This is a genomic window from Bradyrhizobium erythrophlei, assembly GCF_042430365.1.
Lineage (GTDB): Bacteria > Pseudomonadota > Alphaproteobacteria > Rhizobiales > Xanthobacteraceae > Bradyrhizobium > Bradyrhizobium erythrophlei.
The window spans coordinates 501,183-515,258 of record NZ_JBHMET010000274.1; the positions used below are offsets into that span (position 1 = coordinate 501,183).

8 protein-coding genes and 1 pseudogene are annotated in these 14,076 nt (G+C 62.2%); 5 read left to right on the plus strand and 4 right to left on the minus strand.

Features of this window, described 5'->3' with window-relative positions; genetic code table 11:
* Window positions 1–138: 138 nt before the first annotated feature.
* From ACFFWD_RS44260 to gmtY, 3 genes are read right to left on the minus strand one after another with little or no spacing between them, the layout of a single operon-like run.
* The gene (locus ACFFWD_RS44260) at window positions 139–522 is read right to left on the minus strand and encodes a VPA1267 family protein (protein WP_376975765.1); all 384 of its coding nucleotides are present in this window, start codon (window positions 520–522) and stop codon (window positions 139–141) included.
* Window positions 519–3,683: a VPA1269 family protein gene (locus ACFFWD_RS44265; protein WP_376975767.1), complete on the minus strand. Its 3,165-nt coding sequence runs from the start codon at window positions 3,681–3,683 to the stop codon at window positions 519–521. Before ACFFWD_RS44265 ends, ACFFWD_RS44260 begins: the two co-directional genes overlap by 4 nt.
* Complete coding sequence (gmtY, locus tag ACFFWD_RS44270) at window positions 3,680–5,116, minus strand: gamma-mobile-trio recombinase GmtY (RefSeq protein ID WP_376975768.1); 1,437 nt, start codon at window positions 5,114–5,116, stop codon at window positions 3,680–3,682. The genes ACFFWD_RS44265 and gmtY overlap by 4 nt, the downstream gene beginning before the upstream one ends.
* 127 nt (window positions 5,117–5,243) lie before the next feature.
* On the opposite strand from gmtY, the pseudogene rnhB reads away from it, so the two are divergent.
* Both rnhB and ACFFWD_RS44280 read left to right on the plus strand, forming a co-directional pair.
* Window positions 5,244–5,846: pseudogene (gene rnhB / locus ACFFWD_RS44275) on the plus strand (ribonuclease HII); the annotation flags it as partial.
* A gap of 245 nt (window positions 5,847–6,091) precedes the next feature.
* Window positions 6,092–7,597 carry a glycosyltransferase family 39 protein gene (locus tag ACFFWD_RS44280; RefSeq protein ID WP_376975769.1) on the plus strand — a complete coding sequence of 502 codons (1,506 nt, stop codon included), beginning with the start codon at window positions 6,092–6,094 and terminating at the stop codon, window positions 7,595–7,597.
* A gap of 6 nt (window positions 7,598–7,603) precedes the next feature.
* Here the strand turns inward: ACFFWD_RS44280 and ACFFWD_RS44285 are convergent, their stop codons facing one another.
* The gene (locus ACFFWD_RS44285) at window positions 7,604–8,428 is read right to left on the minus strand and encodes a uracil-DNA glycosylase (protein ID WP_376975984.1); all 825 of its coding nucleotides are present in this window, start codon (window positions 8,426–8,428) and stop codon (window positions 7,604–7,606) included.
* Window positions 8,429–8,612: 184 nt separating this feature from the next.
* On the opposite strand from ACFFWD_RS44285, the gene ACFFWD_RS44290 reads away from it, so the two are divergent.
* From ACFFWD_RS44290 to ACFFWD_RS44300, 3 genes are all read left to right on the plus strand, one after another.
* The gene (locus ACFFWD_RS44290; protein WP_376975770.1) at window positions 8,613–10,274 is read left to right on the plus strand and encodes an electron transfer flavoprotein-ubiquinone oxidoreductase; all 1,662 of its coding nucleotides are present in this window, start codon (window positions 8,613–8,615) and stop codon (window positions 10,272–10,274) included.
* Between the two features lie 266 nt (window positions 10,275–10,540).
* Window positions 10,541–12,328: a tetratricopeptide repeat protein gene (locus ACFFWD_RS44295; protein WP_376975771.1), complete on the plus strand. Its 1,788-nt coding sequence runs from the start codon at window positions 10,541–10,543 to the stop codon at window positions 12,326–12,328.
* A 108-nt stretch (window positions 12,329–12,436) separates the two neighbouring features.
* Window positions 12,437–13,324, plus strand: a complete 888-nt coding sequence (locus tag ACFFWD_RS44300; RefSeq protein WP_376975773.1) for a 4-(cytidine 5'-diphospho)-2-C-methyl-D-erythritol kinase — start codon at window positions 12,437–12,439, stop codon at window positions 13,322–13,324.
* Window positions 13,325–14,076 lie beyond the last annotated feature (752 nt).

Here is a 14,076-nt window from a genome sequence, read left to right on the forward strand (position 1 = left end):
ATGCCTCGCCGACGATCGGTTCCCGCCCGAGCACCTGCCCCTGGTCTACGAAGCGGGCAGTTCTGCCGTCGATGGTCTGCGCACAGAACACTATCGGGTGCTCGGATCGCAGGACCTGGGTTACGACCACCGGTCGGGTCATCTGGGCAGCAGTCCGGTCGATGTCAGATGGCGATCGATATGTTCGTACCGTTGCAGGCGATTGCGCAGCTCATGGGCCTCCACGCGCGCTGCCGTAAGCTGATTTTCAAGCTGCAGGATCCGCTGTGATGCCCAAGCAGGGATCTCCGCTTGGGCATTCTTTTTCTGCGACGGCATGGAGAGGCCCTTTTGTTGGACCGCCTGCGCGATCATTTCGCGCGCTTCCTGCCGATATAGGAGTTGACGATCGACACCTGCCCCCAGCGCTACCGCCGAGATATTCACCTTGCCACCGCGACCGGGAAGGCTTTCACATGAACTCAACCAGGTCTCCAACTTGGTCAGGTTCTGCAAGCCAATCTCTTGAGTGGATGCGGTCATTTCGCCGCCCTTTTCTGGTAGCCGATAGCGATGGCGGCGCCGTCATCGACACGTCGCTGAACGAAGTCCTCGAACTCCCGCCCGATTCCGAGATCTTCCAAAGCCTGGCGACCCGCGAGCACGTCTTCCGTGCTTGGGTCACCGATGATGGATCGCAAGAAGTTCGCTGCCTCATTGCCGACAACGATCAGCTGGCGGTCCGTGAGTGTGGCGAAGACGGGTATACGCCCGTTCCGCTTGAGCATGGCATCGAACAGTCGCCCTCGACGGATAGCCGGCAGACGCGCGTCGACGTTCGGATAGAAGAGAGAAGACTGACAGATACGGTCCCACATTTCGAACTCGGTCGACTCCTCGAGAGACACACGCAAATCACCGAGCTGCCCGTTAAGGACAAGTGCATTTTTATGCTCGCTGGTCGGCCGAGACTCAAGAATCTTCTCGGTCTTCTGGATGAGACGAAGCTGGCTGATCCAGGTCTGAGACAACACGTCCAACTTGGACTGTGTCGATTGCACTGCCTCATCCAGCGTGACCAACTCTGCCGAGATTTTCTGATCGGTAGGGTCCGTGCCATGCTCGGCAACGAGAGCGCGTCGTTTTGTTTGCCCTTCCTCAAGGTGACCGAAGAGCTCCCGGATTTGACCGCCTGTCTGATTGAATGCTGCGACCAATCCACCAAGAAACGCCGGTCCAGTCACGAAGTATCGGCACAGCGCGCAGTTCTTGGGTCCGCCCGGCACCGGCGCGTTGATGTGCTTGCCCTCGTTAAGAGTAGGGCCGCCTGTATGACACAGAGTGGCTCCGTTCGGGCATATCCCACCAGCCATAAGCGCCCAGAGCGACGACTGGGTCGATTTCGCAGCGAGCGCGCCCTCTTCGCTGTTGTAAGCTGCAATCTCGTGAATCAACTCGGACGGCTGGCTCTTCAAAAAGGTGTCCCAGTTGCCGCGCTCGCTCGCGCTCATCTCCTCCAGGGCGCCGTCAAGCACGCGAGTTATCTCCGCCGCGCCTGGCTTATGATAATACAACGTCATCAAGATCGTCGCGTGCCCGGCGACGAACTCGCTTAGGATGTGAATGGGGACGCCTGCATTGATGAATGCGGTCAACCCCGACACCCGAAGTGAATGCATGTCGAAGATGGCGCCTTTCGGGTAGCCGTTCTCTCGGTACGAGACGAGCTCAATCTTGCTGCCATCGCTGTTTCTTTGATTGCTCTCTTCTAGGCGTCGCTCGAGTTCCTGCATGAGCAGCCGCCAGAAGCTATGGAGCCTGCCATCTGTTGGTGGTTCCTGCGGGAAATCAGGATCCGCCGCGTCCCTGAAGAGGAAGTGCAGCTTGTCCAAGCGCTCTGCAACATCGCCCGACACCACCAGCTTCTTGTCGCTTTTAAGCTCTCCGCGGGACAATGGCCTTACACTCGGATTGTATTTCACTTGCCAGTCACGCATCCGGCAGAACAGCTGCATGACGTCCGTGTTCTCCCAGGGGATTTCATAGCCGCTATCGGTGAACAGCTCTTCTCGGTCTTGGGTCTTGTTCGTTGTGATGAACAGGCCGTTGAATGCCCGTCCACTGTGGTGGTCCCAGATGCGGCGGATGAAGCCAGTGTCCCGCCGATCGTTCTTCTTCTCGGGGGCGTGTCGACCTCGATTGCGTTCCCAGGCGAGGTTAGGTGTCCATATTTCGAAGTCGCCTTCCCCGGTATCGAGGAGGCGCGCTTGGAGAGTTCGGATTGGCAACATTAGCCGCAGCAGGAAGAACTCGGCCCGAACCGGACTCCAGATGCGCGTCCGGCGCCCCGTTTCGCGGTCCAAGTGCTCCAGATAGTCCGCTTCAAGAGTTTTTGGCCACGCAAAGTCATCGCCTTCGATAATCTCGCGGATCATCCGCAGGAAACGCAGCGGCATGGCAGCGCGATCGGTTTGGCCCTTCGATCTGGTGGGTGCAGGAAGGCCTTCGATATCGATCGGATTCAGATATTCTCTGTGGGGAACGCCGTCCTCATCAGATCCATAGGTGGTGATGACCCAGTCAAAGAATCTGGCGATGTTTCGGAGAGCAGTCCCCGATCCACCCTCGTTGAGGTTGCGGGTTGTTTCCTGGAAGGAAGCGATCGAGGTCGCCGGCCGGTAGTTCCGCCGACAGTACTCGATTGGTAGCTCCGGAAGATCATCAGACTCGATCACATAATCCAAGAGGAGGTTGAGGTGCGTAATTTCGTATCGCAATCCGACTCGATTTGGGATCGTCGCGAGATAGGTCGCTAGTTGATGGCGCCACGATTCGATGCGCTGGCCACCGCGGCTGATTGCCCATTGGAAGGTTTCGCTCGATCGATCTTTACCCTTCTGTTTGATGAATATCTCGCGATAAGACTGCGGTAGAGCTAACTCGACTTCACGGTTGCCGTGATAGGCAATTCGCTGTTGCGCATGAAGCTGGTCACATATGCCGTAGACCAGGGACTGATGGTTGTTTTTTAAGGCATAGGGCTTGAAGAGCTCGAGAACGCCATAATCGATATCACCGACTTCGTGTGGCTTCGAGCACGCCAGCATGAACCTCACCATCGATCTGGCTTGGCCGGGATGCTTGAGTGGCTCAACCAGCCTCGCCAGCACCTTGGCCAATTCCCCGAACGAGCGCTCCGAGAGATCGAGGGCCGCTCCCTGGGGGATATCTGTTGTTTTGAGTGCCCAAACTTGAGAGGCGGGAAACGCGATGAGCTCGTGTTTCCAAAGAACGAACAAGAATTCTATAAATCGCATCGTACCAACCATCCTGCCTCTCTGGGCCTTGGGCAGTAGCGATACTTTGCGCATCTCGACAACGAATGCCTCCAGCAACGGCAACGCGTCGACACCTTTTTCGGTTTCTAGAATTTTGGCAATTAGATCGGCGACCTTCTCGCGGTATCCAAGTTTCGTTGCCTCTGGATTGCGGCGGATCGCAGCCGCGATCGAGTGTTTCGACTCTGAGAGATGGCGCAGATGATCGAACCAAGACCTCGAAGCAGCTTTGATGGTGGTGTTGTTCCAGCTTGGAAGAACGCAATAGCACTCGGAGTTGTTTACGAAGATAGGCCGACCGGTGATCTTCGATACCATTCGCGTCGGATTCGCATGCCAGTTCTTCGTGAGACGTTCGTGTTTCATGGAGCGATCAGGCTTCTTTCAAGACTCTGGAAGTCGTCCGCAACGGCAAGACGGCTCCGCCCGTCCTCTAGTGCTCTGTTCACCGTCTCGACATCGGGAAGCGTGTAAACGCCCTGAGAAGTAAGCGACTTGTGGTGCATGCATACTTGGATGACTTTATCCGGAACGCCGGCGAGCTTCAGGGAATTGCCATAAGCGTGACGGAAACCATGCGAAGTCGTCCCCTCTGGCTTGCTGACGTTGACGCCAATGCGATCCATCGCAGCCGCATGGTTCTCGTAGTAGGCCGACAGGGTGTATGGGGAGCCGAAACTCTTGCCTTTGGCGAGGTTGACAAAGAGGTATGGATGATCGAGCTGGCGCGGTAGCACCTCTCGGACGTAGGCTTGATAGAGCTGCCAGAACGTCGTTGCCCAAGACGAAGGAAACCAGCGGACGATCGCGTAGTAGTGAGGCGCGTCCACATCGAGCATCAGCTCTTTCCATCCTGCCAACTTTTTGTTGGTTAACTGGTTGCGTGGCGCGAGCCCATATCGGGCACGCAAGAACTCTGTCCTTGAGGCATGGATGATTTCGCCGGTGAGGGGGTCGCGGTAGCTAAACCTGCCGAGTTCAGGATGATAAATCCGGACCTCCGCGGCGCCTGGGTCGCGCTTGTTCTCCAGCACGTCCGTAACATAGAGATGAAAGGGCTCGCTTGCTCGAAGACCGCCGAATCTCTGCAGGATGCAGATCATCATGTCGCGGAGATTGTAGCGGTCGCTTAGTCGTTGACCTCTACCGTTTCGTCTGTACCCCTGCGATAGGAGCTTGTTGAGCGCCGCCGGCGGAAAGCGTGGCGGGCTAAGATCGCTCACCTTGGGTGACCGAGGCGACTGGACGGCCCTTGCAAGATTTGCCCGTTCTTTTTCTACTCTGGAAACGCCAAGATGCTTCAGCAGCGAATGTTCGTTGCGGACATCGAGTTTCCGGTAAGCGACGAGCCGCTCGTGGAACGTCGCGGCGACCTTGGGATTGAGGGGGTCTGTATCGTATTGCCTGACGCAATAATCTGAGAAAGCATTCACGAAGGACAGGGTTTCGGAAATGCGCGACCAACTGGTCGGAGGCCAATAGAGTCCCGTTGAATCATCACCATCGGGCCCGATGGTGCCGGAAAGAAGTGCCTGCACGAAGTCACTGAGATAGGTAATTGGGCGATCTGGCTGATTCGCGTCGCGCACGACGTGAAGGTAGTCATATAGGCAGCCGATCGCTCGACAGGCCTTTGTCTGCCACGTTAGGCTCTTGTTGCGATTTCTGGGGATAAGGAAGAAATCGAGAAGGGGGACAAGCAGCCCGTGATCAGTCACAACCACACGTATTCCCCCGTGCCTGCCGACGGTGGGGAGAGTGACCGTGTCGTGAAATCGAGGGGTGACCAGCTTTCGCATTAAGCTTCAGGAATCGTACATTCGTATATCCGTAAGATTGCAGACGAAAAGTTCACAATTGCTTAGCGGTATCGTCCCCCTGCGGGGTTTTTTGGCTCTAATCGTATAGGTTCGGAGCTGGCAATTTGGTCCGTTGGCTGGCCCGGTCGTTGCCGCCGCCGTGGTGCTCGACCCGAACCGCATTCCAAAGGGCCTCGACGATTCCAAGCGGCTGACCGCCGAGCGCCGCGAGGAGCTGTTCGAGGAGATCTGCGCGACCGCGGCCTTCTCGGTCGCGGTGGCCTCGCGGGCGCGGATCGATCGCGACAATATATTGCGTGCCTCGCTGTGGGCGCTGGCGCGCGCGGTGTATGCGCTCCCCGAAATGCCCAAGCACGTCTTCGTCGACGGCCGCGACAAGCTCGCCACGCCCTGCGACTGCGAGGCGGTGATCGGCGGCGACGGCCTCGTCGCATCGATCGCCGCGGCCTCGATCCTCGCCAAGGTGACGCGCGATCGCCTGATGAGCGCGCTGGCGCTGGATTGTCCCGGCTATGGTTTCGAGCAGCACAAGGGCTACGCCGTTCCTGAGCATCTGGAAGCGCTGGACCGGCTCGGCCCCAGCGCCCATCACCGCAGCTTCTTCGCCCCCGTCGTCGCCGCGCGGCTGAAGCACTTTCCGGAAGCCGTTGAGCCCGACCTGTTCACGGTGGATGTGGAAAGCGAAGTCGCGGCCTCAGCGGCTGCGTAGGTCGCGCCTTTTCTCGGTTGTCATCGCCCCGGCTTGACCGGGCGACCCAGTATTCCAGAGACAGTCGTATCAAGCCGAGAAGCCGCGGCGTACTGGGCCCGCATGAAGCGGGGCTTGACAGCGGAATTTGACTTTACGGCACCAGCACATCCGACGCCGGTTGCCTCCTTCGCTGCCGCCCGTTATCAAATCGTCCGGATCGGATTGCGCCGCTGAGGCGGTGGCTGGGGCATTTCAGGCGTTTCATGCGGTTCACCTCCCTGGTTGTCGAACTGATCCGCGCCCGGCCGCGGCTCGTGGTCTGGATCGTGGTGCTGGCGCAGGCAGCGATCTGGCTGCTGCTGCCGTTGGTCCTCTACCGCAGCCCGCCCGGCGATCTCGCAACCGTGCTGGCATTCGGCCGCGAGTATCAGGTCGGCACCGACATGGGGCCGCCGCTGGCGTTCTGGCTCGCCGACATCGCGTTCCGTGCCGCCGGCAACCACGTCTTCGGGGTCTATTTGCTGGCGCAGGCCTGCGAGGTCGCAACCTTCATCGCCTTCTACCAGCTCGCCCGCGCCATCGTCGGCCGCCAGCAGGCGGTGCTCGCGGTGTTGCTGTCGATGACGGTCGTCGTGTTCTCCTCGCCCTCGGTCGAGTTCGGGCCGCTGATCCTGGCGCGCCCGCTCTGGGCATTGCTGCTGCTGCATTCCTGGCAGTTGATCGGCCAGAACCGGCGCAGCGCCTGGTTCGCCTGGTCGATCGATTGCGGCCTGTTGCTGCTGACGACGCCGGCCGCGCTCGGGATGATCCTCCTGGTCGCGGGCTTTGCGGTCGCAACCCCGCGCGGGCGGCGGACGCTGCGGGCGGTCGATCCGGTCTATGCGTTGCTCGTCGTCGTCGTGCTGGCGCTGCCCTATCTGATCTGGCTGGTCCGCGCCGACGCGCTTGCACTGCCGCCGCTGCCCGCGCTGGCCGACCTTTCCGCCCGCGCGACGCGCTCGGGCATCGTGCTCGGCGGGCTGATCACAGCCTCAGTGGCGATTGCGCTGCTTGCGATCCTCAATTCGCGCTGGTTTGCGCGCGACGTCGACGACACGCCGAGCATCTACCGCCCGCCGGTCGGTCCGCTGGCGCAGCAGTTCGTCTATTTCTTCGCCTTCGCGCCGGCGGTGCTCGGCAGCCTGGTCGCCGGCCTGTTCAATCAGGAGCGCGTGTTCGGCGGCGCCGGCGTCGCGTTGTTGATGTCGGGACTCGCCGTCGTCGTTGCCACCGGCGATTTGATCCACCTGCGCCGACAACGGCTGTTGCGCACGGTCTGGGCCACGGCGATTGCCGCGCCGGCCGCGGCTGCGCTTGCGGTGGCGCTGTTCCTGCCCTGGACCAGCACAACGGAGGTGCCGACCTCGCTGCCGGCGGCCGCGATCGGGCATTTCTTCGACGACAGCTATGAGCGCCGCACCAACCAGCGCCTGCGCGCGGTCGCCGGCGATCCCGAGCTTGCCAGCCTGATCGCGATGCAATCGCGCCGCCCGCATCTGTTGCTCGACGCCACGCCGCAGCGGACGCCGTGGCTATCGCTCGCGAAATTCAACGAGACCGGCGGCGTCGTGGTCTGGCGCGCCTCGGACACGTCAGGCGCGCCGCCGCCGGACATCGCGCAACGCTTTCCCGGACTGGTGCCGGAAGTGCCGCGCTCGTTCGACCGGCTCGTCAATGGCAGGCAAGGCCTGCTGCGAATCGGCTGGGCGATCGTGCGGCCGAAGGGGTAGTAGTCGCTACGACGCCTGCTGCAGCGCCTTGGCGATCGCGCGCAGGTCCTGCCACGACATCTTCTTGTACGACGGCGAGCGCAACAGATAGGCCGGGTGGAAGGTCGCGATCGCGCGGATCGCGCGCGTTCCGGTGTCGTAGTCGAACCATTTGCCGCGCGTGCGCATGATGCCTTCGCGGGTTCCGAGCAACGCCTGCGTCGAGGGGTTGCCGAGCGTCACCAGCACGTCGGGGTTCACCAGCTCGATCTGGCGCTGGATGAAGGGCAGGCAGATTTGCGTCTCCTGCGGCGTCGGCGTGCGGTTGCCGGGCGGCCGCCATGGGATCACGTTGGCGATATAGGCTTTGCTGCGATCGAGCCCGATCGCCGCGATCATGCGGTCGAGCAGCTTGCCGGAGCGGCCGACGAACGGCAGGCCCTCGATGTCCTCGTCGCGGCCGGGCGCCTCGCCGACGAACATCACGCGCGCTTCCGGGTTGCCGTCGGCGAACACCAGCTTGGTCGCGGTGTGCTTCAGCGCGCAGCCGTCGAACGTCTCCAGTAGCGCGCGCAGTGCATCCAGCGTCGGCGCGGTGCGCGCCGCCTCGCGCGCCGAGGCAATCGCAGCCTCCGGCGCGACGCTGATTTCGCTCCGCGGAACTGGTGACATCGGCACCGGCTGGGGCCGCAACGGATTTTGCGGCGGCAGCGGGCGCGGCGCGGCGGGCGCGGGAACAGCCTCCGGCTCGTCGAGCCGGTTGACGGGTGCGTCGCCAAGCGCGCAATCGACCCCGGCCTCGAGGTAAAAGGCCAGCAATTGCTGCAAGGTAGGGGCAGGTTCGGGCATCAGGGCCATGGCGCTAATCTAAAGCATGATCGGGAAAAGGGGAGAGCGGTTTTCCGCAAAGGATCATGCGCAAACATGGATCGGGAAACGCCCCGGATGGCAATTCCATGGTTGTCCTTCCGCGAAAAATCGGAAACAACGACCCTTGAAAAGCTTAGAAGCGTTCTCAACGGGCTGAGATCAGATCATGAGTGCTGAAGAACTTCCCCCTCGCGAGTCCATGGAATTCGACGTCGTCATCGTCGGCGCCGGCCCGTCGGGCCTGTCGGCCGCGATCCGGCTCAAGCAGCTCAATCCCGAGCTCTCCGTTGTCGTGGTGGAGAAGGGTTCCGAGGTCGGCGCGCATATTCTGTCGGGCGCGGTGATCGATCCGGCCGGGCTCGACAAGCTCGTCCCCGACTGGCGCGAGGACGCCGATTGCCCGCTGAAGACCCAGGTGAAGGACGATCGCTTCTTCTGGTTCACCGAGACTGGCGCGATCAAGCTGCCGAACTTAATCATGCCGCCGCTGATGAACAACCATCACTGCTACATCGGCTCGCTCGGCACGGTCTGCCGCTGGCTGGCGCCGAAGGCGGAAGCGCTCGGGGTGGAGATCTATCCGGGCTTCGCCGCCGCCGAAGTGCTCTATGACGACAAGGGCGCGGTGCGGGGGATTGCCACCGGCGATATGGGCATCGCCAAGGACGGCACCCACAAGGATTCCTACACCCGCGGCATGGAGCTCCTCGGCAAGTACACGCTGTTTGCCGAAGGCGCGCGCGGCTCGCTGTCCAAGGAGCTGATCGCGAAATACGCGCTCGACGCCAAGAGCGAGCCGGCGAAATTCGGCATCGGTCTGAAGGAGGTCTGGCAGATCGATCCCGCCAAGCACCAGAAGGGCCTGGTTCAGCACGCCGTCGGCTGGCCGCTGAAGAACGACACTGGTGGCGGTCTGTTCTTCTATCATTATGACGAGAACCTCGTGTCGATCGGCTTTGTGGTTCACCTGAACTATGACGACCCGTATCTGTCTCCCTTCGACGAGTTCCAGCGCGTCAAGACGCATCCTGCCATCCGCTCCGTGCTGGAAGGCGGCAAGCGGCTCGCCTATGGCGCGCGTGCCATCACCGAAGGCGGCTATCAGTCGGTGCCGCGGCTGAGCTTCCCCGGCGGCGCCTTGATCGGCTGCGCGGCGGGCTTTGTGAATGTGCCGCGCATCAAGGGCGTCCACAATGCGATGGGCTCGGGCATGCTGGCCGCCGAGCATGTCGCCGCCGCGCTTGGCGCAGGGCGCGCCAACGACGAACTCGTCGAATATGAAAACGCCTGGCGCGACTCCCCGGTCGGCAAGGACCTCTACCCTGTCCGCAACGCCAAGCCGTTGTTGTCGAAGTTCGGTACCTTCTTCGGCGCGGGGCTCGGTATCTTCGACATGTGGTGCAACACGCTTTTTGGCGCATCGCTGTTCGGGACCCAGTCGCACGCCAAGCCCGATCGCAAGACGCTGGATCCGGCCAAGAGCCACCAGCCGATCGCCTATCCGAAGCCGGACGGCAAGATCTCCTTCGACAAGCTGTCGTCGGTGTTCCTCTCCAATACCAATCATGAGGAGGATCAGCCGGTCCATCTCAAGGTCGCCGACATGAACCTGCAGAAGACCTCGGAGCATGACGTCTTCGCCGGTCCCTCGAATCGCTATTGCCCGGCCGGCGTCTATGAATGGGTCGAGGAGTCCTCAGGTCCGCGCTTCCAGATCAACGCTCAGAACTGCGTCCACTGCAAAACCTGCGACGTGAAGGACCCCAACGGCAACATCACCTGGGTTCCTCCGGAAGGTGGCGGCGGCCCGAACTACGAGGCGATGTAATAATAGGCATTCCGGGCACGTTTGCGTGAGAACCCCCCGGGCTTCCCCCGGGGCGGTCACGATACCGCCACAGTACCAGCGTTTTGCGGTAAGACTGGCTGGATCGGCGGGCCTAAAGGCCTAATCTGCCAATCGATTCGTCGCGCCTATCCTTGCGGCTGCAGGCCAAAAGCGGCATTGTCGCTGGCCGTGATGCCGCCGCTTGGGTTCGCATTAAGACTGATCGCAAGATCGTGGCCGTAAATCCCTGGAGCAAGGCGACCGTGATGCTGTCTTCCCGTTTCCACCGCCTGACGATTGCCATTGTTGCCACCGCCGCGTTTGCCACGCCGGGCTCGCTGTCGGCGCAGGCGCAGACGCCCGATCATCCCGCTGACAATGCGGCGCAGTTTCCGACCAAGAACGATTTGAAGTCGCTGACGACAGCCGGCAGCTACCTCGCGGCCCGCCACGCCAGCGTCGAGCGCGATGCAGCCTCCGCTGCGGCGTTTTACCGCTCGGCGCTGCGCACCGATCCGAAGAATTCCGAACTGCTCGACCGCGCCTTCATCTCCTCGCTCGCCGACGGTGATATCGACGAGGCGGTCAAGCTCGCCGATCGCATTCTGACCCAGGACAAGGCCAACCGCGTCGCGCGCCTCGTGGTCGGCGTGCGCGACCTGAAGCTGAAGAAGTACGCAAGCGCGCAATCCAACGTCAATCAGTCGATCCGCGGCCCGATCACCGACCTGATCGCGACGCTTTTGTCGGCCTGGGCGACCTACGGCGCCGGCGACGCCAAGACCGCGGTCGCCAACATCGACAAGCTGACCGGGCCGGAATGGTACCCGATCTTCAAGGACCTCCATGCCGGCATGATCCTCGAGCTCGCGGGCAAGGACAAGGACGCAGGCCAGCGCTTCGAGCGCGCCTACAAGCTCGACGATTCGATGCTGCGCACGGTCGACGAATATGCCCGCTGGTCGTCGCGCAACAAGGATGCGGCGACCGCGACCGCGATGTACGAGGCGTTCGACAAGAAGCTGCCGCGTCATCCGCTGGTGCTTGAGGGCATCAAGGACACCAAGGCCGGCAAGAAGCTGTCGCCGCTGGTCGACACCGCGCAGGCCGGCGCGGCCGAAGCGCTCTACGGCATCGGCGCGACGCTGACGCGGCGCGGCGGCGAGGACCTCGCGCTGGTCTACCTGCAGCTTGCGCTGTACCTGCAGCCCAACCATCCGCTGGCGCTGCTGTCGCTCGCCGACCTCTATGAATCGGTGAAGAAGCCGCAGATGGCGATCAAGGTCTATGAGCGGATGCCGGCGTCTTCGCCCTTGAAGCGCAACGCGCAGATCCAGCTCGCGACCAACCTCGACGCTGCCGACCGCAGCGACGAGGCGATCAAGATCCTGAAGGAGGTGACCGCCGAATCGTCGAAGGACGTCGAGGCGATCATGGCGCTCGGCAATATCGAGCGCGGCCGCAAGAAGTTCGCCGACTGCGCCACCACCTATTCGCAGGCGATCGACGCGCTGCCGGTTGCGGGCGACAAGAACGCCTGGGTCACCTACTACTATCGCGGCATCTGCGAGGAGCGCTCCAAGCAGTGGAGCAAGGCCGAGGCCGACATGCGCAAGGCGCTGGAGATGCAGCCGGAGCAGCCGCATGTGCTGAACTATCTCGGCTATTCCTGGATCGACCAGGGCGTCAATCTCGACGAGGGCATGAAGATGATCAAGCGTGCCGTCGATCAGCGCCCCGACGACGGCTACATCGTGGATTCGCTCGGCTGGGCCTATTACCGGATCGGCAATTTCGACGAAGCGGTGAAGAACCTCGAGCGCGCGATCGACCTGAAGCCCGAAGATCCGACCATCAACGACCATCTCGGCGACGCCTATTGGCGCGTCGGCCGCACGCTGGAAGCCAAGTTCCAGTGGGCCCATGCCCGCGACCTCAAGCCCGAGCCGGACGAGCTGCCGAAGATCCAGGCCAAGCTCGACAACGGCCTGCCCGACGACACCTCGAACGCCGCTTCCGTCGACAAGAAGAAGGAAGACGGCAAGGGCGGGTGATTTCGGGACGCCGGCTTGCGCGGAATTGATGCGCAAACAAAGAGATAGGATCGTGGTGCGATTTCCTGTAATCGCATCACGATCTTTGTTTTTTAGGGGTTTTTCGCCGTGCCGGCGCTTGTTGAAGAAGGACGTGCCAAGGTCAACCTGACGCTGCGGGTGGTCGGACGGCGCGTCGACGGATTCCACGATATCGAGAGCGTCGTCGCCTTTGCGGACTGCGCCGACCGGCTGACGCTCGCGCCGGGCCCGGCGCTTGCGCTGACCATGGCGGGGCCGCTTGCGGATGCCTGCGGCGACACCTCGGACAATCTGGTGCTCAAGGCCGCGCACCTGCTCGGCGAGCGCGTCGCCGACCTCAAGGTCGGCCACTTCACGCTGGAGAAGGTGCTCCCGGTTGCCGCCGGCATCGGCGGCGGCTCGGCGGATGCTGCCGCCGCGCTCAGGCTGCTGGCGCGGCTCAACGAGCTCTCGATCGACGACAAGCGGATCATGGAGGTCGCGCTTGCGACCGGCGCCGACGTGCCGGTCTGCGTCGCCTCGCATGCCTGCGACATGACCGGCGTCGGCGAGTCGCTGCTGCCGCTCAACCTGCCGAAGATGCCCTGCGTGCTGGTCAATCCGCGTGTGCCGGTCGCGACCAGGGACGTCTTCAGCGCGCTCGCCCTGCGCCGCGGCGAGCTTCTGATTGGCGTCACCGATGTCGTGATGCAGGCGCCGTCCTGGCCGGAGGCGGGCCGCACAATCAACGACTGGATCGATGCGCTCGCCCGCGGCACCAACGATCTCGAACGTCCCGCCGCGCGGATCGAACCGGTGATCAGCGACGTGCTGGCCGCGCTCCGCGCGACCTCGGGCGTCCGCCTCGTTCGCATGTCGGGCTCCGGCGCGACCTGCTTTGCGATCTTCGAAAGCGACGCCGATGCCCAGGCCGCCGGCGAGAAGCTCCGCAGCCAGCACCCCGGATGGTGGGTGCATGCGGGGACGCTGAGCTAGGGGTGCGCTTCGTTCGCGGTCCGTAGGGTGGGTTAGCCGCAGGCGTAACCCACCATTGTCGCCTCGAATGAACATGTCGACCTGTGAGAGACCGGCGATGGGTTACGCTTCGCTTGCCCACCCCATAGCTCCGCGGCCCTTGGCACTGATTTGCCCGACGGCGCAAGGGGCGCCGCGAAAAATATTTCGGTTTTTCGGAATAGCAACTCAGTGTATGAATCCGCTCGTCTCACCCGCTTGAGGGGCGCTTCGCGATCGTCACGAGTGTTGGGTCGAGATGCGGTGGACGCCGAGCGCGCAACTGACGAGTGCGTGCAACGCGGACGGCGAAGTCGTGTGGTCCTGACGCCCCAGTGGCAGGTGTCTCCTCGCAAGACGTGGAAAGCGTCCTTGCGAAGACGGTGACAAACAAGCCCGGTCTCGCCGGGGAGAGCACGAAGGAAGCCGTAAAACCATCGCGCAGGGAAAGCCGGGATTCCGGTTACACCTGTGGTCCTACCCCCGTGCTTTTTGTTGCACGGGACCCATGGGTGCGATCGGCGCCCGGCTTTCCCTGCGCCCTCTGTTCGAAGAGAGGGTGGAACGAGATGCAAAGCTCGGACGCAAATGCGCCGCGAGAATACGGACCTGCGAATTGTTGAGAGTTGAAACGCGCTACACACTCGCTGTCGTCCTGGCTTTCCAGGCCGTGCAAAAACCACGCTCTGATGTTGGATTTGTGAGGCAGAGACTGATTCGGGGACAGGATGGCA

Coding starts and splice junctions, on each gene's coding strand:
- ACFFWD_RS44290 (WP_376975770.1), top strand. CDS start 8,613: ATGAGTGCTGAAGAACTTCCCCCTCGCGAGTCCATGGAATTCGACGTC.
- ACFFWD_RS44280 (WP_376975769.1), top strand. CDS start 6,092: ATGCGGTTCACCTCCCTGGTTGTCGAACTGATCCGCGCCCGGCCGCGG.
- ACFFWD_RS44260 (WP_376975765.1), bottom strand. CDS start 522: ATGACCGCATCCACTCAAGAGATTGGCTTGCAGAACCTGACCAAGTTG.
- ACFFWD_RS44265 (WP_376975767.1), bottom strand. CDS start 3,683: ATGAAACACGAACGTCTCACGAAGAACTGGCATGCGAATCCGACGCGA.
- gmtY (WP_376975768.1), bottom strand. CDS start 5,116: ATGCGAAAGCTGGTCACCCCTCGATTTCACGACACGGTCACTCTCCCC.
- ACFFWD_RS44295 (WP_376975771.1), top strand. CDS start 10,541: ATGCTGTCTTCCCGTTTCCACCGCCTGACGATTGCCATTGTTGCCACC.